We start from the raw sequence: 25,162 nt of genomic DNA, 5'->3' as shown, positions 1-25,162 counted from the left end.
CAATTCAAATAAGGCGAAGGTATTACTCAAGCATATTCAACAAAACCAAGCCGAGCAGAAATTTGCTTTCCTATTTCAATCATCCGCGGCTGAAGTTGTTTGAGCCTCTCATCTGTCATTCGAATGGTTGGTCCTGATACGCTCACGGCAGCAATGACTTTCCCCAAATGATCAAAAATTGGGGCAGCAATACAACGAATCCCATATTCGTTTTCTTCTAAATCAAGTGCATATCCTTGTTGTTTTACTCGAATGAGCTCTTTCAAAAATGCATCCTTATTCGTAATCGTATTTTTCGTATGCATCGGCAACCCTTTTCTGTCAAGGATGTCTAAAACGACACTTGACGGCAAATTGGCGAGAATGGCCTTTCCTACAGAGGTGCAATGCATTGGGGCGCGCTTTCCGACTTTTGAATGCATGCGCAGCGTTTCATTTCCTTCCAATTTTTCAATATAAACGACTTCCCCTTGGTCATAAACAACCAGATGGATGACTTCGTTCGTCTCATTTTCTAATTTTTGCAGGAAAGGTTTTGCTTCTTTGCGAAGATCAATCGATTCTAATAGCTTCGAACTGATTTCCAAAAATTTATACCCCAGTTTATATCGTCCTGTTTCGGAATCTTGTTCAATATAGCCGTACCGGGCAAGTGTAGATAAGATTCGATACACGGAGCTTTTGTTGATATCAATCTGATTGGCAATCTCTGTGACACCTAAACCTTCTTTTTTTAAGCTGACAAGTTGAATAATGTCCAACGCCCTGCTTACAGACTTGACCATATTGTCTCTTTCCACAGCCGTTCACCTTCTAAAATCTTGGCGGAATTTGCTAGAGTGCAAATTCCGCCATATAAATTTTCTTGATTCCCTTATATTATGACAGGAAGAACAAAAACTGCCAAGTTCTTTCTGTTCCATTATTCACTTTATCATTTGAATACTAAGATTGTTTCCTTCATAACGTGTTAACACGTTTTTTTGCAGCAACAACGGTATTTTTTAATGTGCCGATTCCTTTAATTTCGCATTCAATTACATCTCCTGCCTGAACAAAATCGGCTCCAACCGGACTTCCTGTTAAAAGGACATCACCGGGTTTAAGTGTCATGACAGATGATAAATAGGAAATCATTTTCCGAATGGAAATAATCATCAATTCCGTTGAACTATCTTGTTTTTTAACACCGTTCACCTTTGCTTCAACATGAATGCGAAATGGATCAAGTTCTGTTTCAATGACAGGGCCAAGGGGGGTAAATGTGTCAAACGATTTACCGATTGTCCAATGGCCGTCTTCATGGAAAAACTGCGGCGCCGTTACGTCGTTGCCCACCGTGTACCCAAATACATAATTCAATGCTTCTGATTCCGGCACCATTTTCGCTTGTTTGCCGATGACAATTGCCAGCTCAGATTCAAACTTTACCCTGTCTATTCCCTCTGGAATAACAATCTGTTCTTCAGGACCAATAACGGATGATGTTGGTTTAAAGAAAAAGACGGGAATCTCCGGCAATTCACGGGGAAGATCCTCCATTCGGGCGACGTAGTTGGCTCCGATTCCTATGATTTGATTGGGCACAAGTGGGGAAAGCCATTTTACATCATTGGCGCAATATTCATCTCCAGTATATTTCCAATCACCGAAAAGATCTCCGCTAATTTCCTTTATAACCCCATCATGGATGATGCCTTTTATATGTTTGCCTTCTATTGAAAATCTGGCAAATTTCATCCTAAAACCCCCTTCAAACAGCTTCATTTTTTTCTTTTGGACTGATCATTTTATGGGCCACTCCTGTCTCAATCGCTGCTTGGGCTACCGCCTCCGCAACAGCTTCAACAACCCTCTTATCAAATGGATGGGGGATCACGTAATCATTTGTAAGACGGCAAGGTTCGACCAAGTTGGCAATTGCATAAACCGCCGCCAGCTTCATCTTTTCGTTTATCTCTGAAGCATGCACCCGAAGCGCTCCTTTAAAAATTCCGGGAAAAGCGAGGACGTTGTTGATTTGATTCGGCAAATCGGAACGACCTGTCCCAACAACTGCCGCCCCGGCTGCTTTTGCAGGCCCCGGCATGATTTCCGGGATCGGATTAGCCATAGCGAAGATGATCGCATCTTTATTCATAGACGCCACCATGTCAGGAGTTACTGCTTCAGCGACCGAAACACCTATAAACACATCGGCTTTTTTAATAACTTCCGCCAATGATCCCTTTTCTTTGTTTATATTTGTCATTTTCGCAACCGACTCTTTCATTGCATTCATCCCATGTTGACGGCCATCATAAATTGCGCCTTTTGAATCGCACATGATAATATTTCCAACACCCAAACTTACAAGCAATTTTGTAATGGCGATTCCGGCAGCCCCAGCGCCATTGACAACCACTTTGATGCCGTTCATTCTCTTGTTTACAATTTTTAGTGCATTGATCAGCCCTGCGGCTGTGACAATTGCGGTTCCATGTTGATCATCGTGAAAGACCGGAATGTTCATTTCCTCTTTTAACCGTTCTTCAATGATGAAACAATTCGGTGCGGAAATATCTTCTAAGTTGATTGCTCCAAATGTCGGTTCCAATGATTTCACCGTTTGAATGATTTGCTCAAGACTCTGAGTGTTTAAACAGATGGGAAAGGCATCAATGTCCGCAAACGCCTTAAATAAAGCTGCTTTTCCTTCCATGACCGGCATCGACGCTGCACCGCCAATGTTCCCTAAACCTAAAACAGCAGACCCATCTGAAATGACTGCTACTAAGTTCCCTTTCATCGTATAGTCATAAATTTTTTCAGGCGCTTCATAGATTTCTTTACATGGCTCTGCAACCCCCGGAGAATAAACCAAGCTCAAATCATTGGCATTTTCCACAGAAACTTTAACACCAACATTTAACTTTCCTTTCGCGCGTTTATGAACTTCCAGCGCCTTTTCCCGAAGGTTTTTCATACATTCAACTCCTTCATTATAAAACTTTTCATTCATAACCAAAGCCGCGCAACTAAAGATTTTGATCGGTTTTTGTGCATGGAAGATGTAGCTTTTATATAGAAGGCACCCTTTGGTAGGATGCCTTCATGATGAGAAGTTATTGTTTTACAGCATATTTTGCTTTTGCTTCAAGACGGCGGCGATGCAAAATCGGTTCTGTGTAGCCGTTAGGTTGATCATAACCTTTAAATACGAGGTCACACGCAGCTTGAAATGCAACGGAACGGTCATAATCTTTTGACATCGGGCGGTAGCCAGGTTCATTTTCATTTTGCTTGTCGACTATTTTCGCCATCCGCTTCAGTGTTTCAAGAACTTGTTCTTTCGTAACAATGCCGTGATGCAGCCAGTTTGCAATATGCTGGCTTGAAATCCGCAACGTTGCCCGGTCTTCCATCAAAGCAATATTATTAATATCCGGAACTTTTGAACAGCCGATTCCTAACTCCACCCAACGAACAACATATCCTAAAATTCCTTGTGCATTATTATCTAACTCTTCTTGTATTTCTTCAGGGGTCCAATTCGGGTTTTCTGCAACCGGAATTTGTAAAATTTCATCGCGGAGATCTTCAATCGTTTCAGCCAATTTGTTTTGGACATCTGTTACATTTACTTGGTGATAATGGAGAGCATGCAATGTAGCCGCTGTTGGTGATGGCACCCACGCAGTATTGCCGCCTGCTTTTAGATGGCCAATCTTTTGCTTGAGCATTTCCGCCATCATGTCCGGCATTGCCCACATGCCTTTTCCGATTTGTGCACGGCCTTGGAAGCCGCTTTGTAAACCGATATAGACGTTTGAGCGTTCATAGGCTTGCAGCCATTGAGATGTTTTCATGTCATTTTTCCGAATCATCGGACCTGCTTCCATTGATGTATGGATTTCATCGCCAGTTCGATCCAAAAACCCTGTGTTAATAAATACAACACGATCTTTTACTTCCCGAATACAAGCTTTCAAGTTCAAAGTTGTGCGCCGTTCCTCATCCATCACACCAATTTTCAGCGTATTCCGTTTTAATCCCAGCAAATCTTCGACGCAGTTAAATAGCAAGTTGGCAAACGCCACTTCCTCAGACCCGTGCATTTTAGGTTTTACAATGTAGATCGAACCTTTCCTGGAGTTTTCAAATTTGCCATTTCCTAAAAGGGAATGTTTAGCAATCAAACTTGTTACAACCGTATCCAATATTCCTTCGTGGATCTCTTCTCCCTCTCCAATGAGCACTGCACTATTTGTCATCAAATGCCCAACGTTACGGATGAGCATAAGTGAACGACCTGGGAGAGTGAACTTTTCTCCTGTTTTGGATGTGTATGTTCTGTCAGCATTAAGCGTACGTGTAATCGTTTTATCGTTTTTTGTAAAAGTAGCTGTCAAATCTCCTTTTATGAGGCCAAGCCAATTGCGATAAACAAGCACTTTGTCTTCCGCATCCACTGCCGCCACAGAATCTTCGCAATCCATAATCGTTGTAACAGCCGCTTCCAATAGAATATCTTTAATTCCCGCATCGTCATTTTTTCCAATTGGATGGCTTCGATCGATCTGGATTTCAATATGAAGACCGTTGTTCTTCAATAAAATGGCAGATGGTTTATCCGACTCTCCTCTGTAGCCTACGAACTTTTCTCTTTCTTTAAGAGCGGTTGTCTTGCCATTCATTAAAGTGACAAGCAAATTCCCGTCTTCAACTGCGTATTGAACAGCGTCGCGGTGGGAATGTTCTTGCAACGGCACTACTTCATCAAGGAAGTTTTTCGAAAAGGCAATGACTTTTTCCCCGCGAATCGGATTATACTCTCCTTTTCGTTCAGCCCCATCTTCTTCGCTGATGACATCCGTTCCATAAAGAGCGTCATAAAGGCTTCCCCATCGGGCATTGGCGGCGTTAAGAGCGTACCTTGCGTTATTAATCGGCACTACTAACTGCGGCCCGGCTTGTAGAGCAATTTCGTCATCGACATTTTCTGTTGTAATCTTAAAGTCTTCCACTTCTTGTTCTAAATAGCCGATTTCCCGCAAAAATGATTTATAGGCTTCAAAGTCGAATTTGTTGCGATGTTCTTTGTGCCATTCGTTGATTTTTTGCTGGATTTCATCACGACGCTTAAGCAAATTTTTATTAATAGGTGTCAGTTCATAAACAAGGTTCTCAAACTGAAGCCAGAATTCATCTTTTTCCACACCGCTTCCCGGCAATGCTTCATTGTTGATAAAATCATACAAATTTTCAGCTACTTGCAAATTGCCGACTTTTACATAGTTTGTTTTCATGGCCACAATTCCTCCTTTAAATGTTATAATTGTTGTTTGTTATTACGAAACACCGTTTCGTAATTGCTTAAAAAAAGGATAACATGATGATGGAATCATTTCAATAATTTTCCTAAAATTCTTTTTTATGATGCTGTAACAGATTTCCCCTCTTTTTTCACTTCCAAACAACGTCCCGGAGTTGGGAAGAGCTTCCCGGCATTTAATAAATTTTTCGGATTAAATACTTCCCGAATATCCGTTTGCGCCGCTATTTCTTCGTCGCTAAAAATGAAGCGCATCTCTTCTCTTTTCTCGATCCCTACTCCATGTTCACCTGTAATCGATCCGCCGGCATCTGCACATACTTGCAAACAGGCGCTGCCAGCTTTTAAAGCCTTTTCTGTTTCGCCCGGTTTTCTGGCATCAAAAAGTACAAGCGGGTGCAGATTGCCATCGCCAGCATGAAAGATATTTGCGATGCGCAGACCATACTCTCGGCTGATTTCGTGAATTCTGTTTAACACTTCGGGTAATTTGCTGCGGGGAATCACACCATCCTGAACTAAATAATCAGGAGAGATCGCCCCCATTGCGCCAAATCCAGTTTTGCGGTTTGCCCACCATCTAGCTCTTTCCTCTTCACTTTGTGCCACTTTTACTTCTCGAACATGATTTCTCTTGCAAACTTCTAAAATTTGATGGATTTGCTCGTCTATACCTGCGGATATTCCATCCACTTCAATGAGCAAAAGCGCTTCAATGTCTTTTGGATGGCCGACAGGAAACGCTGCCGCTTCAACCGCTTCTATTGCTGTTTGATCCATCATTTCAAGGGCTGCTGGTACAATTCCGGCAGAAATAATGTCCGATACGGCTTGACTGCCATCCGCAACGTTGTCAAAATAAGCGAGCACCGTTTGCTTTGCTTCCGGGTTTTTTAAAATACGAACCGTTATTTTCGTCACAATTCCTAAAGTTCCTTCTGATCCTGTTAAAAGTCCTAATAAATCATAGCCCGGTGCATCAGGTATTCCATCCTTGCCTATTTCAATGACTTCGCCATTTGGCAATACCACTTCAAGCCCTAAAATGTGATTTGTCGTCACACCATATTTTAGACAGTGTGCACCGCCCGCATTTTCACCGACATTTCCGCCGATGGTGCAGCAATATTGGCTTGATGGATCAGGCGCATAATAATATCCTTTGTCTGAAATGGAGTTCGTCAGTTTTAAGTTGACAAATCCAGGTTCCACTACTGCACGCCTGTTTTCAAAATCAACGCTGATAAGGCGTTTCATTTTTACAAGACTAATGATTACTTCCCCATTCAACGGGATCGCCCCGCCGCTGAGACCAGTTCCGGCGCCGCGGGCAAGGAACGGCAAATCATGTTCGTGGCAATATTTCACAATTTTTGCGACTTCTTCTGTATTATTCGGGAAAACGACTGCCCTCGGCAAACGGCGATGAATGGTAAAGCCATCGCAATCATAAGCTAATAAATCTTCTTTTTTATACAAGATGGAACGGTTTCCGCCAACAATGTTTGCAAGGTTTTTTATATGTTTGTCATTTGTTCTCATCCCTTTTAGAGACATTCCTCTCCCTCCTTTAGCCGATCTTCTTTTTGGTACGCCCAATCCAGCAGCTGTACGGTATGAACAATTTTTTGATTTCTTCCGTTTTTTTGAACACCCATCGCCATCTGCAGCATACAGCCGGGGTTGCCCATTACAATCATTTCTGCTTCTTTAGGGACATTCTTCATTTTGCTATCAAGCACTTCTTTAGCCATCTCCGGATTTGTTATATTGTAAATGCCAGCACTGCCGCAGCATCGGTCGGCATTTGCCATTTCAACCATTTCGACCCCAGGTATATCAAGAAGAAGGCTGCGAGGTTCGTCACGAATGCCCTGCCCATGAGCTAAATGGCATGCATCATGATAGACAACACGAGCCTTGATTTCGGCGATGGGTCTTTTATAACCAGTGTCATAAAGGTATTTTGAAATGTCTTCCACCTTTTTTGAAAATGTTTCAGCTTTTTGGCGCCAAACGGGGTCTTCACGGAACAGCTCCGGATATTCTTTTAACATACATCCGCAACCGGCAGAATTTACAATTACTTTTTCAGCATGTTGGAATGCTTCAATATTTTGTTTCGCTAATTTTCTCCCCATTTCCCGGTCGCCTGCATGAACATGAAGAGCCCCGCAGCAAGTTTGATTTTGCGGAATCATAACGTCATTTCCATTTCGAGTTAACACGTTAATTGTTGCTTCATTAATTTCGCTGAACATGACATCCATTACGCAGCCAGTTAAAAACGCAACCGTACTCTTCGTTTCTCCTTTTGCTTTAATGACTTTTTCATATTTGTACTTTTTCCGCACAGGCTTTTTCACTTCCGGCATGATCGCTTCCATTTCGGCTAAGTGCTGCGGTATGATATTGATCAGCCCTGTTTTACGGACAAACGTTTGCATGCCGCTTTTTTGATACAATTTCAACACATTTCCTAACGTGTACAAGCGATTGTGGTGCGGAAACAAACTATGCAAAAACAGATGGCTGACCGCCTTTTTCCAGCCTTTTAACGGCATGGCTTGGCGAATTTGACCGCGCGCTTCTTCTATCAATCCCCCTACATCGACGTCCGCAGGACAAGCGGTAGTACAAGCGCGGCAATCAAGACAAGCAAAGACAGGATCCATAAAATGTTCGTTCACTTCAAGCTTTCCTTCTGCGACTGATTTAATCAAATGGACGCGTCCGCGGGGAGAATGCTGTTCCTGACCCGTGATCTCATAAGTTGGGCACGATTCTAAACACATACCGCAATGGACACAATCCGCCCATTTGTTTTCATCAGGCGGATCACTCCAAAGGTAATTGCTGAAGCTGTTGGTTTGACAGGCTGGTTCTTTGATAAGATCACTTTCATTTAATCCCATATTTAAATCCCTCCCACAAATCGCTTCGGATTGAGAATGTTGTTCGGATCAATCTTTGTTTTGATTCCTTTGAAAAGAAAGAAATATGGCGGATTTTCCCCCCAAACCTCTATTTTCTGGCGTAACATAAACGGCAAATGTTTAATGACTGCATACCCATTGAGCTCTTTGACAAAATTCCTTAAATGCTGAATTGCTGAAATGACGTTTTCGCTGCCGCCTCTTAAAATGATTTGACACAATCCGTGGCCTAATCCACCGTGGGCTTCGATAAGCAAATTGTGCGTATCCTGTAATAAATGGCTTTCCCTAATAACTTTTAGGACATCTAAATTGACAACTCCGATTTTCAATACTGCTTCAGTCTCCCCTGTCTGATTAGACACCCTGCCATTCGGGCTGATTGTATAAAAAGATTGCCAAAACTTGCGCGCTTTCTCTTGAGCAAGAATGGTCATTTTCGTTTTAGGAGGCTGAATGCTTTTTAGAAAAGATTCTTGGTAATGAACCGAACTTTCATTATCTTCAAAACTAATGGCCAATGTATAAAATTTTTCACCCGTTAGCTTTTCAGCCAAAGACGGACTTATCAGCTCCAGTGAGACAGGTTCCATCTGCGAATCTAAAAACGCCGCGGCAAATGATCGCATTTCAGCAAAATCTCCTTCTGTAAATGATAAAAGAACATTGCTTTCATATTTTGGCAAAGGACGGAGTTTTAAAGTGATTTCCGTCAAAACCCCCAAAGTGCCCATGGAACCGACAAAAAGTTTGTTCATATCATATCCGGCGACATTTTTCACGACCTTTCCGCCTGTTCGGATGACCTTGCCATTTGGATAAACAACTCGAAGCCCGATGACTGCATCTCTGGCGGATCCATATGCCAAACGTTTGGGACCGCTTTCATTCGCGGCGATAATACCTCCGATGGTCGCATAATCCGGCCAAGCAGGATCTAGAGATATTTTTTGGTTATGTTCTTCTAAGTACTGTTGCAATTCTTGAAATGGTGTACCTGCTTTCACTGTTAATGTCATATCTCCCACTGTATGCTCGACGATTCCTTTTAGATTTGCTAAGGAAAGCAAAATATCAGCCGAATCAATTAGACCGCCAAACCCCCGCTTTGTTCCTCCGCCCACAATGGAAACGGTTTTCCCATTTTTGTTTGCATATTGCAAGATGTGTGAAATTTCGTTTTCAGTTTTTGGATAGACTGCGACTTTTCCGCCATTTCCAAGTGGATGACCTTCATTTTCCTTTACTTCCATTTGACTTTCGGGGAAAACATCTTTTAATTCTGTGTACAACTCTCCTTGGAGCAAATCAAGCACCTCCTATGTTTCGCAATAAGAAACAACGTTTCTATAAATGCGCAAAAGAGCAAGCGTTTTAAATCATTTTCTTTCAATCGACTGCAACACTTCTCTTATTACACATATTTGATATGTTATATGTTTACAATTATTAAAGCACTTTTATGAAGATTTTTCAACGAATTTTTTGAATTTACAAAAAAATAAGAAAAATGAAATTCTATTAAACTTGCCGTACGGCAAGATGATCGGATGTATAGCCCCCTATCTTTTTTCTCCCTGCCAATATCCTATCAACGAAAAAAGAGACTGAATTGAAAAAGAATTTTTTTATGGTCCTTTCCAAACAGCCTCTTTTGAACAAAAATTATTTTGTATCTGGAAGAGATATGGTACAAGCGGTAGCGGAAAATCTTATTATTCAGAATAGTCCGAAATGATAGCCCTCGGAAAAGAAATCCAGTTCTTGGGTAGAATAGCGCTTAAAACAACACTTAAACACGCATGCCTGGAAGTTCAAACGTTAGCTGTTTCAAAAGTACAATATATGTCAACGAACAACAGCAGCAAATTAATTGGATATTTAACAGCTGTTTATGGTTTCCACCCGTTTATACTAATGAAGAAAGGAACTAGAATACTACACAAGAAAATCCCAATCCCTACACCACTATAAAACAAACCGTTAAATATTTGCATATTATGCTTTTTCAATACTTGAAGCACTATACTAGAAACTAAGACAAAGACTACACCGCTGCTAAGGCCTGAAAAAAACCTGAACAGGTACCAAAATATATTATTTACTGACCATTCCCATGAGCAGAGTCGTAAAAATGTTCAAAGCTAAAAATATCTTTAAATAAATTGATTCATATCTTCTCAAATTAAAAAAGCTAACAAATAAAGTTCCAGCCAAATTTCCAGCCATCGATTTAGTTATATTCAAGTAGGGGAGGATAGGGGTATAAGCAAATCTTCTGATCCCCATTACAATAATCAATGCAATAATACCGCCGCATAAAGTAAGCCGCGGTTTCATAGTCATCCTTTTATTAATGGGAAGTTACTTATAATTTCTTCTATTTGATTGATGATTGTTTCGATCAGTTCGGCGGCATGCAAATTTTTGCTTAGTCGAGGATTTTGCCCGCACCAAAGCGACATCCACTCTTTATTTTTCTGTTTTGCAGCTTCTGACCGGATATCTTGGGTGAGCATATTTTGAATCGGATAAGCTGGCAAAGCATCTTCATGCTCTTTCATTTTGATGATAAATTCATTTTTTAATCCCCTTGCTGGCTTGCCGCTGAATGCTGAAGTGATTACTACCTGTTCTTCGGTACCGTTTAATATTGCTTCTTTATGGAGTTCATTTGCTCCGCTTTCTATACAGGTAAGAAAGGCTGTTCCCATTTGAACCGCTTGCGCTCCCAATACAAGAGAAGCTAAAACTCCTCTGCCATCCATGATACCGCCAGCTGCAATAATAGGAATTGAAACATGATCCGCTACTTGCGGAATAAGGGCCATTGTTCCGATCATTGAATCATCAAAGGATCCTGCAAAACTGCCCCTATGCCCCCCAGCGTCACTGCCTTGAACGACAATCATATCCATCCCAGCCTCTTCATTCAATATGGCTTCTTTTACTGTTGTGGCTATTCCAATTGTGACAATACCATTATTCTTTAATTGATGAATAATTTCTCTCTGAGGAATGCCAAATGTGAAGCTGCAAACGGGTACTTCATATTTTAAAACGATTTGAATTTGTTCATCAAAAACAGAAGTGTTGATTTGCGGAACATCATTCTTTTTTTCGATCCCTAACATTTGGCGGATAGGTTCCAGCAGTTGATTCGCTCTTTCAATTTCTTCTTGAATGACTGCCGGATGTTCAGGAACAAACAGATTGACACCAAATGGTTTTGAAGTCAATTCCTTTATTTTTTGAATATCCGACTCCAATTTTTCCGGCGTCATATAACCCGCCCCTATCATCCCTAGACCACCTGCATTGGATACAGCAGCAACAAGCTCGGGAGTCGTGATCCCTCCCGCCATTCCCGCTTGTATAATCGGAATTTTAATTGATAGTTTGTCTGTTATTTTTGTATGATTCCACATGCCATGTTCCTCCTTGCCTTATATACGTCAAATCTATAGGTTAACAATACAATCATCATAGCTGTTGGCATTCAATTAATAATGCCATTCATACGATTTGGTCAGCAGCAGAAAAAACGATCACCCAAAACTTAGTGAAACATCAGTTGCCCGGCTCTTTTATTTCTCTTGTTCCCATCCTTCCATCCTAAAATTCACATTATTGGACTGAAATCATGTTGTTCATTCAAGCTGCTTCTACATTCATCTGAAATAGACTTGTATAAAGATGAAAATTTATTTTTTTAATATTTCGCAAATTGTCTTCTATAAATAGTTTATGACCCCATTTTGATGGTGTAAAATAGAAAAAAATGATAATTGTTGTTATGAATCAATTTGAGTGATGGGGGAGAAATAATGTTTGAGCTACAAGATTTAAGAATCATTGCAGCAATAGCAAAAAATAAGGGGATTACGAAGGCTGCAAAAGAGCTTGGATATGTACAGCCCAATGTTACGGCTAGACTAAATAAATTAGAAAGCTGTTTAGGTTTTCCATTATTTATAAGAACCAAAAAAGAGGTTATTCTCACACCGAACGGCAAAGTCTTTCTTAACTATGCTAATTTGATTTTAAATTTGTGTCGCGAAGCTGAAAAAGCAATGAATAAACTGGCAATCCCCGATGGAGAATTAAACATAGGCTCCATGGAAACAACCTCCTATGTACGTCTTCCCCACATATTAAAACAATATTCAGCTAATTATCCTAACGTAAAAATTAAATTGCTAACCGGTACCACAAAAGAATTAATAGATAAGGTCTTACATCATGATATAGAGGGTGCATTTGTTGCTGGACCTGTTAATCATCCGGATCTTATCGAAAACGTTATTTTTAAAGAAAGACTGGTACTTATCACTAATACTCCTGACAATCCTCTTAAAAACAAGGAATGCACTTTAGTTGTATTTAAAGAAGGGTGTTACTATCGAGAAGTGTTTACCAGAATCATGAACGACTATCATATAACGATTCAAAATGTCATAGAGGTAGACGCCGCACAAGCTATTTTAAATTGTGTTCGTGCAGGAGTTGGAATTTCTTTGATTCCCGAGTCTATGTCAAAATTAACAAAAAGTCTATACACATATCCCATTGATAAGGACTACGTAAACGTAGATACTGTGTTTATCACTCGTAAGTCACTTGCCAAAACATTAGCTTTTAACAAATTTGTTGAACTTTTTTTCTTCCACTGGACACCTAACAAAGAATACTCCTTGTAATGATGCGATGGTGTTAGCGAAAAATATTTTTTCATAATAAATCTGGCACTTTTTTCATTAAAGAAAGGTGACGAAAAGTCACCTTTTTTGTTTTCCCATAAGAAATTTTATCTCAAAAATTTTTTCTTTCGTAAGCCGGATTCACCAACAGGCTTTCAGTTCTCAACTTTTTTGTTCGGTTTCCGACTTTTTTATCATTCAACAAACACAAACATATGTTCGTGTTAAATTACAAAAAAGTTAGGTACTGTGAAACGATAAAACCCGCATTCTTACGTTTGATTTTTACATTTCGTGAAAAATAAAGTCCGGTACCGCGACTTTTTTTGCCTGACAAAAAAGTCGGGTACTAAACTATGTCGATTTATTTTATAAATGCAAGTTTCGTTTTACCGATTCCCATTCATCTGTAACCGCTGAATTTATCCTGTGAAAAATTTTACTGGATAGATGAACCCCCATACTGGCGACAACTGTTTCATATCGAAAGACAAGACTTAGTATGGTAGCAACAATCTGATGATTAGTGTTTAAACCATTTATTAAAAAGATTTGTCTAAACTCATTGAATAATTGGGCACATGAGTTTCTTAAAATATCCAACTTTACGTAATTAACAATTAAGCCAGAAGTAAATAATGTTTGGGCTATTATTGCGATAAAGTTTAAATTTACCTCCCGAATGAGCATCACAAGCAACCAAATCAATACATACAGTGATACTAAAATCGTTAGGTCTATTTGGCATGCGAAAATCTTTTTTTTTGGCGGAAGGGGTACCCCTTCCGCCAAAAAAAGATTAATTATCTCAAATAACTATTGATAAACCTCTTGACTAATCGTAAGAAAGGGGCTGTCCAAAAAGTCAGTTACCCTGACTTTTTGGACAGCCCCGTCTTTAAATTTATGCATTGTGTAACACATTTTTTGCAGCTTCGCTATTTGGCATTATCTTTAATATTTCTTGAGCAATTGCTTTAGCTTCTTCTTTACTAATTAACTTTTCTGGAATGTCATGGAATAACAACAAATGTTCTTTCAAGCTAACATCTTCAGGGCTTAATTCAACTGCTCTTTTAGCATGGTATAATGCACTTGCGTAAGCGTCTGGTAAATGGCACAATGCAGTACTTAATAACTCTGAAGCTAAGTAATGATAATATGCAGTCTCATTATTATTTATCAAATAACAGACAAATGAATAAGCACTTATACTCTCTTCATCAAATCCTAATTCAAGAACAACTTGCTCTAAAGTATTTCTATCTTCATTCTCAATATATTCTTTTGCTTTTTGAAAATCACCCGATGTTATTAATTGCTTTATCTTTTCCTTCATAGTTATTTCACCCACGCATCAGATATTCTTATTGTTCCATCAGGTAGTTTTTTGTATGTCACCTGTACCAATTGTCCATTAACCATTTTAGCTCTAGAAGAAACAGATTTATAAGGTATATCTGCACCATTATGCATTACATCGATGATAATTTCTTTTATTTTCCCCCAATTCTTATCAGGCACAAGTTTTTCCCATTGATGATTAGATTTTTTACTTCCATTTATAATATGCTTTATCTGATTACTGTTAAGTTTCCCTATTGCATCATGTACTTTAGAAGAAGGCAATGGCTTAACTTTACCCGTACCCTTAGTGCCAAGTTCAACGCCATCGTTGCCTGCTTTACTTCCGCCTACATTTATCCCATCCATCTTACTTAACCAAGCTTGAATCTTATTCTCCACCGGAACCTTAACATTCCCAACCCCTTCTATGGCCAATCCCATTTGCCGGCTTGGCAGGAGGTGTCTTAAGTTTGTTGCGGCGTTGTCTACGAACCGGCCGACTTGCAACGAACCTTTTCTCGCACCGGTTTTTAAATGCTGCGGCATTTCTTTCGTCCATGCCTTGGCACTCCTGATGCGGGCCAATATGCTGTTTTCCGCATGGACAACCAGGTCGCAGGCACGTTGTGATTTCTGGTGCAAGCCAGCTTTCAAGCTTGTAAATAGCTTGGGATCCATTGCTTCTAGAAGAGGTGCGAACCGGGCGACGCTGCTGAATTTAGAAAGCGCCTTTACACCAGGGACGATATCCAGTGGAGAAAGGACACCACGAAATACTCGTTCGTCTGTTTTCAACTCTCTCCCTGAAATCCAGTCTTTTCCGGAAACGGCTGAACTTAATTCCAGTGTACCATAAGCTGCCCACAATGCCATCCCTGCTGGCGGACAAATGAAAGAAGTGCCTACTATGACAGCAAGTGCTGTTATTTGCCCCCAAAACTTTTTGTTCATCTGCCCGTCTTTGATCGATTCATACTGGAAAGCTTGGGAATTCAATTCTTTCTGTATATATTCCTGTTTCGAAAAATTTGCTTTAGGGTTCAGTTCTTTCCATGAAGCGTATTCCTGTTCCCGTTCTATCAACTTAGCATAGTAGTTGCTGCCAATGAACAGATCTTCCAGTCCAACTTCCGCTTTCGGCACGTCGATTGTTTGTTGCGTGCCGTATGCTCCGGGAGCGACGACCGTTTTTTTGGCGCCAATGTGATTTTTCGTTTTGATCTTTGATATGGATAAGTTGCGCATCGCTTCCACAAAAGCATCGATCTCTTGATAAAACGGATCATCGATGATGCGGTCAACACTCTCTCCGACACGGCTGCTAAAGCGATGCAAGACGAGATAATCTTCATATAATTGTTGATATTGTTTTTTTCGGTCTGTGTGGGTGAAAGAGATGACACCGTCTGTGTCATATTTGGCGATGTCTGCTTGAACGTCTTCGAGAAGATCGTTCAGATCTTTTAATTTATCAATCATGCCTTTGCCCCATACACCGAGACCGACCAGATCGCCAATACCTTTCTTCGTCTTTTCCCATTCAGAATGGATATACTTGATATCCACTGCCTTCATGCCTCCGATTGAAACGAAATGGATTCCAACATGTGGAACAGCTGTCTGTTTCATTATAAGAGAAAATATGTAACTTTTGGTAAACAGAGAGAAAAAAGGGAATTTTAAGTAAAAAATACCATTCGTTTTTCAGATCATGTTCTTATTTTAGATCGTAGGAACCGATCAAATAGACCTAAACCAATTTTTCCTGAATGAAACGTTAAAAATATGGTCTCACTCTTCCTTCAATTGAATGCGAAGGGAATGAGCCGGATGTTTACTTTATTAAAACAGATGGGTCAGGTAAAATGGTTGATACAACATGGATTTCATTGTCGGCAGGCAAACTTTGAAATCTGTTTTAAACAGAAATAAAAAAGAGTCGTCGACCCCCAATCGTGCAAAAATCCTGGGGAATCGACGACTCTTTTAAATCTCCAATGAGCCGAAGAAAATCAAAGATTTGATAAAAATTCCCCTTTTCGTTAAAATAAAAATAACCAGTCAAGCATTAAAAATGAAATGCTTATTTAACAACGTTTTTTGGGGTTTTTATCTTAACTATGAGGAATTGAAACTAGGCTAGCTCCACCCATGGCAAATGTAGCCATGTCAGTTTTTATCTTAACTATGAGGAATTGAAACCGTCTCGGTCATGGTGTGTTCCACAATTTGGACATAGTTTTTATCTTAACTATGAGGAATTGAAACACTGTATATCCTCCAGTTTCTTTAATTTCTGTAATCGTTTTTATCTTAACTATGAGGAATTGAAACCTTACATGAATAATTAATAGAAGAAGTATTCGTTCCACTTTTGAAATGAGGGCTTTCAACATTAGTTACATCTAGATCCTTAAGTCTCAACATTCTTTTGCAATACTTATTTTCAAATGTCGATTCTATACCGTGAGAAACACCACAGGAAAAAGACCAACAAAGTCTGAGATCTCATCGGTAAAGGGATTATAGAGATTTTAGGCAGAAGAAAAAGAAAGTCTGACGGAAAAGCCTCGGAAAAATCTTCGGATTGCTTACTTATACTCGATATTTGCATCTTTGATCAATCTTTTATATGTTCCACTATTCAAAATCCTTCTTTGAAGTTATCACCCTATAAATCAACATTTCACGTTGTTTCTCTGACATTTCATTTAAGCACGCTTCTCGTTAGAGAATCCATGTCAAGCCCTTGATGGATAGATCACATACATATATGTATATTTATTCAAAATTTTGATAAAGATATACTGCAACACTCTGTATTTTTTTCTTGCAGAAAACAAACTAAACTTTTTGAGCTAGTAATAACTTTACAAAAATTTTATAAATCACCGTAAAAAAGATTAAATGAATTGTTTACTTTTTCCTGACTTTTTAAAGATTTTTACTATATTTTTCTCTTTTCTAAACAAAATAAGATTGAATTGTAAGTTAATAGAAAAGAAAGGAGAAAAGGAGAATGGATGAAAGAGTTTTAGAGGTTCAAAGATGACTGAATAAAACCTATGGCGGTAGAGCTGGTTTTAATGAAGTGACTGAAGACGGAATTACTGGATGGGAAACGGTTTATCGCTTAATCCGGGCACTACAATTGGAAATGACAATTGTTTCTTCCAACGGTAATAAAGGAAACTGTTCTCCAATATCAATGATGAAAATCAGAATATTCAGTTAAATAAAAGTGGTTTCGTTCTAAATCTGTGCTGTTATTCGTTTTAATTCCCTTTAAACGAGCAGAGCGATCTAGTAAAGGTCGTCTTGAATGTTTAACCAGTGCCAATATCAAAACCTATACCTGAGCCACGATCTACTTTAATCAGCTTTAGATGTTCTTCTTTTGGACATAAAAACACCCCTTTAGACAATCATAATCTAAAGGGGTAAAACTGTGCAATTTTTTATAAACGGTATGACTTTATTCAAAGCCACATATCCACTGCCCAATTGCTTTATTCGACTGTTACGCTTTTGGCTAGGTTGCGTGGTTTGTCGACGTCGCAGCCGCGGTGAAGGGCAGCGTAGTATGCAATGAGCTGCATTGGAATGACGGCAACAAGCGGAGTTAGATCTTCATGAACTTTTGGCAAGATGAAACGGTCATCATCTTCTTCAAGTCCTTTCATGGAAATAACGCATGGATATGCACCGCGGGCAACAACTTCTTTTACATTTCCGCGAATGCTTAAGTTTACATGCTCTTGGGTTGATAAAGCAATGACCGGTGTTCCGTTCTCAATTAACGCAATGGTTCCATGCTTTAACTCGCCGCCGGCAAATCCTTCCGCTTGAATGTAGGAAATTTCTTTTAATTTGAGCGCGCCTTCTAAGCAGACGTAATAGTCAACGGCACGGCCGATAAAGAAGCAGTTTCGAGCTGTCAAAAGATAGTCTCGAGCAATTTGTTCCATTTCATCCTTTTGGCCGCATAGTGTTTCCATTGCATTCGAAATAATGGCAAGTTCTTGCAATAGGTTAAAATCAAGCTTGATTCCTTTTGTTTCAGCTGCAACAGCTGCTAAAATGGCAAGAACCGCAATTTGTGCTGTATATGCTTTTGTAGACGCAACCGCAATTTCAGGTCCGGCATGAAGCAGCAGCGTATAGTCCGCCTCACGGGAAAGAGTTGAACCCGGAACATTTGTTATAGTTAATGCTTTATGTCCAAGCTCCTTCACTTGAACAAGCACTGCACGGCTGTCTGCCGTTTCTCCGCTTTGTGAAATGAAAATAAACAGCGGATTATTTGATAAAAGCGGCATATTGTATGAAAATTCACTGGCAACGTGCACTTCTGTCGGTACTTTTGCCCATTTTTCGATTAATTGCTTTCCTACAAGCCCTGCGTGATAGCTCGTTCCGCACGCTATAATATAAATGCGGTCCGCTTCATGAACAGCTTGAACAATTTCTTGATCAATTTTTAATTGATCGTGTTCGTCTTGATATTTTTGAATAATTTTACGTATAACAAGCGGTTGTTCATCAATTTCTTTCAACATGTAGTGAGGGTATGTTCCTTTTTCAATGTCGCTTGCATCAAGTTCAGCAGTATATGGAGCGCGTTCTATTACGTCCCCGTTTAAATTTTTGATTGTCACTTGATCACGGGTGACAATAACGATTTCTTTATCCATTAATTCGACAAATTGATTTGTTACTTGCAGCATTGCCATGGCGTCTGAAGCAACAACATTAAAGTCTCCGCCAAGTCCCACAAGAAGAGGGCTTTTGTTTTTCGCAACATAGATCACGTCTCGGTCATTTTCATCTAATAGAGCGATCGCATAAGATCCCTTCAACAAGGATAATGTTTGGCGAAATGCTTCTTCGACACTTAAACCTTTGTTGACAAATTGTTCAATTGTTTGAACAATAACTTCCGTATCCGTTTCACTTTTTAATTCAACATTTTGTAAATACTCACGCTTTACTTGCAAATAGTTTTCAATGACACCGTTATGCACAAGTGTAAAGCGTTTGGATGCACTTTGGTGAGGATGCGCATTTTCTTTGCTAGGCGCTCCATGAGTAGCCCACCGTGTATGGCCAATTCCGATGGAAGCTGAAACACTTCTGTCCACACCTTCACGAAGCTCCGCAATGCGTCCTTTTTCTTTAAATACATATGTTCCTTCTCCGTTTAATACTGCAATACCTGCAGAGTCGTAGCCTCTGTATTCTAATTTTTCCAAACCGCGCAATAAAATTTCCTTGCAGTCTTGTTGTCCGATATATCCTACAATTCCGCACATAGTCTTTAGTTTCCTCCCCATTTAAAGGGGACAAAAGAAGCCTGAACAACTGGGGACAGATCTCTTTCCAGCCATCAAAGCTTCTCTGTCCCCTCACACATGTTTTGTAAAATGTATCCCGTTATGTCACAGTCTTTTTGTGCAAAGAGTCGCCTCTTTGTTTTAAGACGTGACTTTACGGCTGTACGGGAAGGCAACCGGGAGGCATCCGCCGAAACTTCGATAAACCTCCTCCTCGTCAACTAAGCAGATGTCCGCTCCTGCTTAGTCCAGGCGCTTTAAAATAAAAAATTTTCTAACTGCCCACCTTTCTATTCTAGAATGTGCTAAAACAATTTATATATTACAATATGGAAAAGCAGTTCGTCAATTCATTTCTGTCTTTCCATATTGTATTATATGATTTCAAGCGTTTTCTCGATACAATGAATATTCAATAAAGAAAGGGAGCTTGCCTCCCCACAACCTCCTGAAAGTAGCCGGCATCCGCCAGCTACTTTCAGATAAAAATCGAAAAATAAATCGAGTAGGAGGGAGCGATTAACTCCCGTCCTCTCACACCACCGTACGTACGGTTCCGTATACGGCGGTTCAATTAAGATAATTGACGCAAGTCTTTATAACTTCCGTGAATAGCTGTTCTCTTTATGCCAGTGGTCACTCCACCCTCCAAGAGATCTCCCACGGGATTCACCGCTTCCTCCCTCAAGTGAGGTACTACGTTTTCTGTGTTCATCATGACTCACTGAATGCCAAGGGCTATTCTCTCTTAATTGTTCGGTCCTTCTTAGTTGTTCTAGACCAACTAATACTATGACCTCTGCTGACTTCTGACTGTTCAGCTATCTATCACTAGATAGGTTACCAAGGTTACTTGGCGTGCCAGCCAGACCTCCCCGGGTAAGAGTGTAATCTTTCCTTCCATCCATCTGCTTCATTTACTCTGTATCACCTTCGGCAGAAAGGGCTTTGTTTTGTCTTGCAAACTCACCCAGTGATACCTAGCCTCATATGAAGTTCGTGTTCCTCAGACCGGAAGTTTGCCGCTCGCTTCCTTCAGATTCCGCGTCACCACGGACACCCTTGCGTTAAGCTAACTGCTACTTCTGCCTTCGCAGCTCGGGACTTTCACCCTATAGATTACACCCATGCCGGGCGCACAAGCAAGTGGAGAAAAACGCATTGTTTTTCTCCACTTATTTATTTTAGAGACTTACCGGACAGCCCCCGTCTCTTCATCATTCAACGCCCATTTCCGCTTTGATAACTTCCACAATTTTTTTCACGTACCGCTGGCATTCATCTTCCGTCGGCGCTTCGGCCATTACACGAACGAGCGGTTCTGTTCCGGAAGGACGTACGAGAATTCTTCCATTTCCGTTCATTTCTTTTTCTACTTCTTCTATAACAGCTTTTACTTTTTCATTTTCCATGACAGCCTGCTTGTCCTGCACCTTTACATTGATCAAAAGCTGCGGGAATTTTTTCATTTCACTCGCAAGTTCAGAGAGCTTTTTGCCTTTTGTCTTCATTATGTTGACAAGCTGAATCGCTGTTAAAAGACCGTCACCCGTCGTATTGTAGTCAAGAAAAATAATATGTCCGGATTGCTCTCCACCTAAATTGTAGTTGTTCTTCTTCATCGCTTCGACAACATAGCGATCGCCGACAGCGGTTTGAACGCTTTTTAGTCCATTTGCCTCCAAAGCTTTATAAAAGCCTAGGTTGCTCATAACTGTCGATACAACAGTGTCCCCGTTCAGCATTCCCTGCTCTTTTAAATATTTGGCGCAAATAAACATAATTTGATCCCCATCAACAATTTTTCCGTTCTCATCAATGGCAATCAAACGGTCCCCATCACCGTCAAACGCTAAACCTATATCTGCTTCTTTTTCTTTCACAAATTCCGCTAACGTTTCTGGATGAGTAGACCCAACCCCATCGTTAATATTCAGACCATTTGGAGATGCACCGATTGTCGAAACATCTGCATCCAAGTCGGCAAAAAGATGTGTAGCTAGTGATGATGTGGCTCCGTGCGCACAGTCCAAAGCGATATGTAAACCAGTGAACTCTTCGTCAACCGTCTGTTTTAAATATTGCAAGTATTTTTGTACGCCTTCAAAATAATCGCTCACTTGCCCCAGATCAGAGCCGGTCGGTCTAGGAAGGTTATCTTCTTCTTGATCGAGCAGCGCTTCAATTTCTTCTTCTTGTTCATCGGAAAGCTTAAAACCATCAGGGCCAAAAAATTTTATTCCGTTATCTTGAACAGGATTATGCGAAGCGGAGATCATGATGCCTGCTTCGGCTCCTAATGCCTTTGTCAAATAAGCAACACCTGGTGTGCTAATGACTCCAAGCCTCATTACCTCGGCGCCAATGGAAAGAAGCCCGGCAACTAAAGCACCCTCAAGCATATGACCTGAAATGCGGGTATCCCGGCCAATCAACACTTTTGGTCTATTTTTATCTTTTGTTAACACGTACCCGCCAAAGCGTCCTATTTTAAACGCTAATTCAGGAGTGAGTTCACTGTTGGCAACTCCTCTTACTCCGTCTGTACCGAAATATTTTCCCATGAATCATCGCTCCTTTTAAAAAATATCACTTAATTTGAAGCTTCTTCAGCAGACTTTTTCTGTTCAGATGGTTCAACTGAATCGTTATTTTCTTCTATTTGATTTCTTCTTTCATTATCTGCTTCTTCCAACGAGTTTTCTTTATTGGATAAGCGAATCTTCACTTTTTCACTCGATAAAACTGTCGAGAGGTTGTAACGGTTTTTGGCCTCCACATTTACTTCATGTTCTCCTTCATCTAACCCTGCAACATTCACATACAATTCGATATCAGATTCTTTTACGTTTTTCAAAACACTGTCTTTTCCTCGCAAAACAACATCCAGCTTTCCTGTATCCGGATCAATAAATTCAATTTCCTGATCGTTTCCTAAACCGATGACTTTGATCGGCACCTGTTTAAACGTCTTTTCTTCTCGTTTTTCAATATCTATTTTAATTTGAACTTTATTCGGGACAACGTTTGTCACTCCATCCGGAGCCGGAACATCAGCTTCAACTGTCGCATTTTCTTTGATTTTGCTTAAGTCGACAGATACATCATCAATAGACTCTATTTGCTCTAGCACATCCTTTGGACCATAAATTGTCACTTGGCTGGGGATCGATTGAATCGATGATATGCTCAGTCCATCAGAAAGCTTTCCTGTTGTTTTGATTTTTAAGGGTACAGATTTCGATTTCGTTGGGCTTTCTACCGGCACTGTTACGGTAACCGCTGACGGTTCGATTGTAACAGGCAGGATGTTCCCATTTGCATCGTATACTGTCACTTTTGACTTCTGTACAACTGTTCCATCAGCACCTTCCAAACTTACTGTTGCTTTCACAACAGCTACAGCATCAATATGCTCTTTTGCGCCTGTAATTTTTACACTGTCCGGTTTAACAATCGGACGCTCCGCAATGTAGCCTTCCTTCATTTTGTTTTTATTAATAACATCCACTTCAACCGGAAAATTTTCAGATACCTTTTCATGAATACCTACTGTAATGACAGCCGGATCAATGTCAACCTCCAATTGGTCAGACAAGTTTTTATGTTTCAAACGGACACTGTGTGTGCCAACGGATAAATCCGTTAAATCTGCAAAAATTTCAAAGTCCTTGACTTGTTTTGTCGTAGTGACAATACTTTTGGGCCCTTCAATCGTAACGGTGACGGTTTGGGGAATACCGGTGACAACAAATGCACGGTCGTCATAGTATACGTTTACGGGCACATCTGTAATTGTAGCTGTTTCGGTTGTGGATGGCGACTGAAATATATTGTATTTTTCTTCATTATTCGAAGCAGGCGATTCTATATTCACTGAAGCATATAGCATGAGCGCTAGCAACAATGCAATGATGCGCATAAACCAGTTGCTATTCATTAATTTATCCATTCTTTTTCACCCTCCATTGCCAGCGGCTAGAGGAAGCAGCTTTCGTACGGTTAAACTCAGCCAAGAGCATCTCCTTTAACGTTTCTGGAGTTAAATGTCTATGCAGCTCACCATCCTTGGCAATCGATATACCTCCTGTTTCTTCAGAAACAATGATAGTTATACTATCGGTTACTTCACTAATTCCCACTGCAGCGCGATGGCGTGTGCCCAGCTCCTTTGATATAAACGGGCTTTCGGAAAGCGGCAAATAACAGGCAGCAGCGGACACTTGATCTTTTTGTATAATAACTGCACCATCATGTAAAGGGGTATTGGGGATAAAAATATTAATTAATAGTTCAGCAGAAATATGGGCATTTAGTGGTATACCGGTCTCAACATAATCCTCCATTCCTATTTTTCGTTCAATCGAAATGAGAGCACCGATTCTCCTTTTCGCCATATACTCAACAGCTTTTGCTATTGCTTCGGTCATGTTTGTTTGCCCATCATCTTCCTGGCTAGCTGCCCTTGCAAATAGACGCCCCCTTCCTAATTGCTCAAGGGCTCTGCGAAACTCCGGCTGGAAAATAATGATGATAGCCAAAAAACCCCAAATCAACACTTGGTCCATTAACCATTGCAAAGTATTCAAGCCTAAATATTGGCTTAACACTCTAACGATAATGATTACGATAATTCCTTTTAAAAGCTGAACAGCTTTCGTTCCACGAATCACCATAATCAATTTATAGATAACGAACCAAACGAGGAGAATATCAATGACATCTATGAGGTAATGCAAAAGAGAAAAATCCCCTAAGGTCATATTGTTTTCCTCCAATAGTTCATCAAATCGCGATTGATCTATTCTAATCAAACTTCTAGGTTTGAAAATCTCTCTAATCAAAATTCCACTTTATTATATCATAACTTTTCCTAAATGCACTTAAACATAAAAATAGACCATCCTACTAAAGATGGCCTATTGTTTAAAAACCTCTGACAGAGTCGATTTTACTTCATACCACAGCCACTCAAACAATTCGTTTATTTCCTCAACCTCTCCGGTAACTTGACCGGCAGAAGCCAAATATTGGTCTCCGTTAATCACCGTTACATTTCCTTCAACTTTTCCTTCTATTTTAATATCACCGTTTTTAACAGTAATATCACCTTTCACCGTTTCTCCTTCAGGCACAATAACAGTACGGTTGTCAACAACCAAATTATCATACTTTGTTACGCTGAATTGGCTTTCTTCATAAGAAGCAAATAAACTTCCAGTCATTAGAATAACAAATAGTGCAGCGGCTGAAAAGAAAGGATGATTTCGGAACCAGCGTCTAGTTGAGACCGTACGCTTTTCTTTTGGCAGTTTTTCTAACACCTTTTGCGTAAAATCTGCCGGTGCTTCAACATGTGAGATACTCTTGACAAACGCTACAGCTTTTTCCAATTCTTGATAATGTGCCTTGCAATCCTCACAAGATTGCAAGTGTTTTTTTAACTCACGGCCTTCATCCTCATGCAAATCCCCGTCCAAATACTTATGGATCATCTCCACTACATGCTTAGGACATTTCATCTTACTCACC

At 40.1% G+C, this 25,162-nt stretch carries 16 protein-coding genes and 2 pseudogenes; 1 reads left to right on the top strand and 17 read right to left on the bottom strand.

From position 1 onward, the window contains the following. Positions 1-26 precede the first annotated feature (26 nt). From NSR00_RS13455 to NSR00_RS13420, 9 genes and pseudogenes are all read right to left on the bottom strand, one after another. Positions 27-800, bottom strand: a complete 774-nt coding sequence (locus tag NSR00_RS13455) for an IclR family transcriptional regulator (RefSeq protein ID WP_063386495.1) — start codon at positions 798-800, stop codon at positions 27-29. A 160-nt stretch (positions 801-960) separates the two neighbouring features. After that, positions 961-1,740 carry a fumarylacetoacetate hydrolase family protein gene (locus tag NSR00_RS13450; protein ID WP_340789423.1) on the bottom strand — a complete coding sequence of 260 codons (780 nt, stop codon included), beginning with the start codon at positions 1,738-1,740 and terminating at the stop codon, positions 961-963. Positions 1,741-1,753: 13 nt separating this feature from the next. Next, entirely contained in the window at positions 1,754-2,965 is a 1,212-nt protein-coding gene (locus NSR00_RS13445) for an NAD(P)-dependent malic enzyme (RefSeq protein ID WP_340789421.1), read from the bottom strand. Positions 2,966-3,104: 139 nt separating this feature from the next. After that, positions 3,105-5,288, bottom strand: coding sequence for a malate synthase G (locus NSR00_RS13440; protein ID WP_340789419.1), 2,184 nt, complete (start codon positions 5,286-5,288; stop codon positions 3,105-3,107). Between the two features lie 125 nt (positions 5,289-5,413). Beyond that, positions 5,414-6,871, bottom strand: coding sequence for an FAD-binding oxidoreductase (locus NSR00_RS13435; RefSeq protein WP_340789417.1), 1,458 nt, complete (start codon positions 6,869-6,871; stop codon positions 5,414-5,416). Continuing rightward, positions 6,862-8,229: a (Fe-S)-binding protein gene (locus NSR00_RS13430; protein WP_340789416.1), complete on the bottom strand. Its 1,368-nt coding sequence runs from the start codon at positions 8,227-8,229 to the stop codon at positions 6,862-6,864. The genes NSR00_RS13435 and NSR00_RS13430 overlap by 10 nt, the downstream gene beginning before the upstream one ends. A 2-nt stretch (positions 8,230-8,231) precedes the next feature. Then, positions 8,232-9,503, bottom strand: a complete 1,272-nt coding sequence (locus NSR00_RS13425) for an FAD-binding oxidoreductase (RefSeq protein ID WP_340789863.1) — start codon at positions 9,501-9,503, stop codon at positions 8,232-8,234. Between the two features lie 639 nt (positions 9,504-10,142). Beyond that, a pseudogene (locus NSR00_RS18125) lies at positions 10,143-10,367 on the bottom strand (YbfB/YjiJ family MFS transporter); the annotation flags it as partial. Between the two features lie 225 nt (positions 10,368-10,592). After that, positions 10,593-11,678 carry an NAD(P)H-dependent flavin oxidoreductase gene (locus NSR00_RS13420; RefSeq protein WP_340789415.1) on the bottom strand — a complete coding sequence of 362 codons (1,086 nt, stop codon included), beginning with the start codon at positions 11,676-11,678 and terminating at the stop codon, positions 10,593-10,595. Positions 11,679-12,077: 399 nt separating this feature from the next. Here NSR00_RS13420 and NSR00_RS13415 point away from each other — a divergent pair, with 399 nt between their 5' ends. Further along, positions 12,078-12,950 carry a LysR family transcriptional regulator gene (locus NSR00_RS13415; protein WP_340789414.1) on the top strand — a complete coding sequence of 291 codons (873 nt, stop codon included), beginning with the start codon at positions 12,078-12,080 and terminating at the stop codon, positions 12,948-12,950. Positions 12,951-13,854: 904 nt separating this feature from the next. Here NSR00_RS13415 and NSR00_RS13410 read toward each other — a convergent pair. From NSR00_RS13410 to NSR00_RS13380, 8 genes and pseudogenes are all read right to left on the bottom strand, one after another. Then, positions 13,855-14,289 (bottom strand): hypothetical protein, encoded by a 435-nt coding sequence (locus tag NSR00_RS13410; protein ID WP_013876273.1) that lies wholly within the window; start codon positions 14,287-14,289, stop codon positions 13,855-13,857. A gap of 2 nt (positions 14,290-14,291) precedes the next feature. Further along, entirely contained in the window at positions 14,292-15,863 is a 1,572-nt protein-coding gene (locus tag NSR00_RS13405) for a polymorphic toxin type 35 domain-containing protein (RefSeq protein WP_340789403.1), read from the bottom strand. A gap of 1,584 nt (positions 15,864-17,447) precedes the next feature. Further along, positions 17,448-17,710, bottom strand: a pseudogene (locus tag NSR00_RS18120) (hypothetical protein); the annotation flags it as partial. A 96-nt stretch (positions 17,711-17,806) separates the two neighbouring features. Further along, the gene (glmS, locus tag NSR00_RS13400) at positions 17,807-19,609 is read right to left on the bottom strand and encodes a glutamine--fructose-6-phosphate transaminase (isomerizing) (RefSeq protein WP_327848513.1); all 1,803 of its coding nucleotides are present in this window, start codon (positions 19,607-19,609) and stop codon (positions 17,807-17,809) included. A gap of 1,238 nt (positions 19,610-20,847) precedes the next feature. After that, positions 20,848-22,194, bottom strand: coding sequence for a phosphoglucosamine mutase (glmM, locus tag NSR00_RS13395; RefSeq protein WP_063388716.1), 1,347 nt, complete (start codon positions 22,192-22,194; stop codon positions 20,848-20,850). 29 nt (positions 22,195-22,223) lie between these two features. Beyond that, positions 22,224-23,582, bottom strand: a complete 1,359-nt coding sequence (locus tag NSR00_RS13390) for a CdaR family protein (protein ID WP_340789400.1) — start codon at positions 23,580-23,582, stop codon at positions 22,224-22,226. Further along, positions 23,575-24,393, bottom strand: a complete 819-nt coding sequence (gene cdaA, locus NSR00_RS13385) for a diadenylate cyclase CdaA (protein ID WP_063388714.1) — start codon at positions 24,391-24,393, stop codon at positions 23,575-23,577. Before cdaA ends, NSR00_RS13390 begins: the two co-directional genes overlap by 8 nt. Positions 24,394-24,549: 156 nt before the next feature. Continuing rightward, a complete protein-coding gene (locus NSR00_RS13380; RefSeq protein WP_063388713.1) occupies positions 24,550-25,152 on the bottom strand; it encodes an anti-sigma factor family protein in 603 nt (200 codons plus the stop codon). Between the last annotated feature and the right edge of the window lie 10 nt (positions 25,153-25,162).

Origin of the sequence: Aeribacillus sp. FSL K6-8394, assembly GCF_038008865.1 — a bacterium.
In the GTDB taxonomy this organism is placed as follows: domain Bacteria; phylum Bacillota; class Bacilli; order Bacillales; family Aeribacillaceae; genus Aeribacillus; species Aeribacillus composti.
Note: the sequence above shows the minus strand (reverse complement) of the source record. Positions and strands in the feature narration are given on the sequence as shown.

Bases quoted from the DNA above. Each gene is read 5' to 3' on its own strand.
- NSR00_RS13450 (WP_340789423.1), bottom strand. From the start codon at position 1,740: ATGAAATTTGCCAGATTTTCAATAGAAGGCAAACATATAAAAGGCATC.
- NSR00_RS13445 (WP_340789421.1), bottom strand. From the start codon at position 2,965: ATGAAAAACCTTCGGGAAAAGGCGCTGGAAGTTCATAAACGCGCGAAA.
- NSR00_RS13440 (WP_340789419.1), bottom strand. From the start codon at position 5,288: ATGAAAACAAACTATGTAAAAGTCGGCAATTTGCAAGTAGCTGAAAAT.
- NSR00_RS13435 (WP_340789417.1), bottom strand. From the start codon at position 6,871: ATGTCTCTAAAAGGGATGAGAACAAATGACAAACATATAAAAAACCTT.
- NSR00_RS13430 (WP_340789416.1), bottom strand. From the start codon at position 8,229: ATGGGATTAAATGAAAGTGATCTTATCAAAGAACCAGCCTGTCAAACC.
- NSR00_RS13425 (WP_340789863.1), bottom strand. From the start codon at position 9,503: ATGGAAGTAAAGGAAAATGAAGGTCATCCACTTGGAAATGGCGGAAAA.
- NSR00_RS13420 (WP_340789415.1), bottom strand. From the start codon at position 11,678: ATGTGGAATCATACAAAAATAACAGACAAACTATCAATTAAAATTCCG.
- NSR00_RS13415 (WP_340789414.1), top strand. From the start codon at position 12,078: ATGTTTGAGCTACAAGATTTAAGAATCATTGCAGCAATAGCAAAAAAT.
- NSR00_RS13410 (WP_013876273.1), bottom strand. From the start codon at position 14,289: ATGAAGGAAAAGATAAAGCAATTAATAACATCGGGTGATTTTCAAAAA.
- glmS (WP_327848513.1), bottom strand. From the start codon at position 19,609: ATGTGCGGAATTGTAGGATATATCGGACAACAAGACTGCAAGGAAATT.
- glmM (WP_063388716.1), bottom strand. From the start codon at position 22,194: ATGGGAAAATATTTCGGTACAGACGGAGTAAGAGGAGTTGCCAACAGT.
- NSR00_RS13390 (WP_340789400.1), bottom strand. From the start codon at position 23,582: ATGGATAAATTAATGAATAGCAACTGGTTTATGCGCATCATTGCATTG.
- cdaA (WP_063388714.1), bottom strand. From the start codon at position 24,393: ATGACCTTAGGGGATTTTTCTCTTTTGCATTACCTCATAGATGTCATT.
- NSR00_RS13380 (WP_063388713.1), bottom strand. From the start codon at position 25,152: ATGAAATGTCCTAAGCATGTAGTGGAGATGATCCATAAGTATTTGGAC.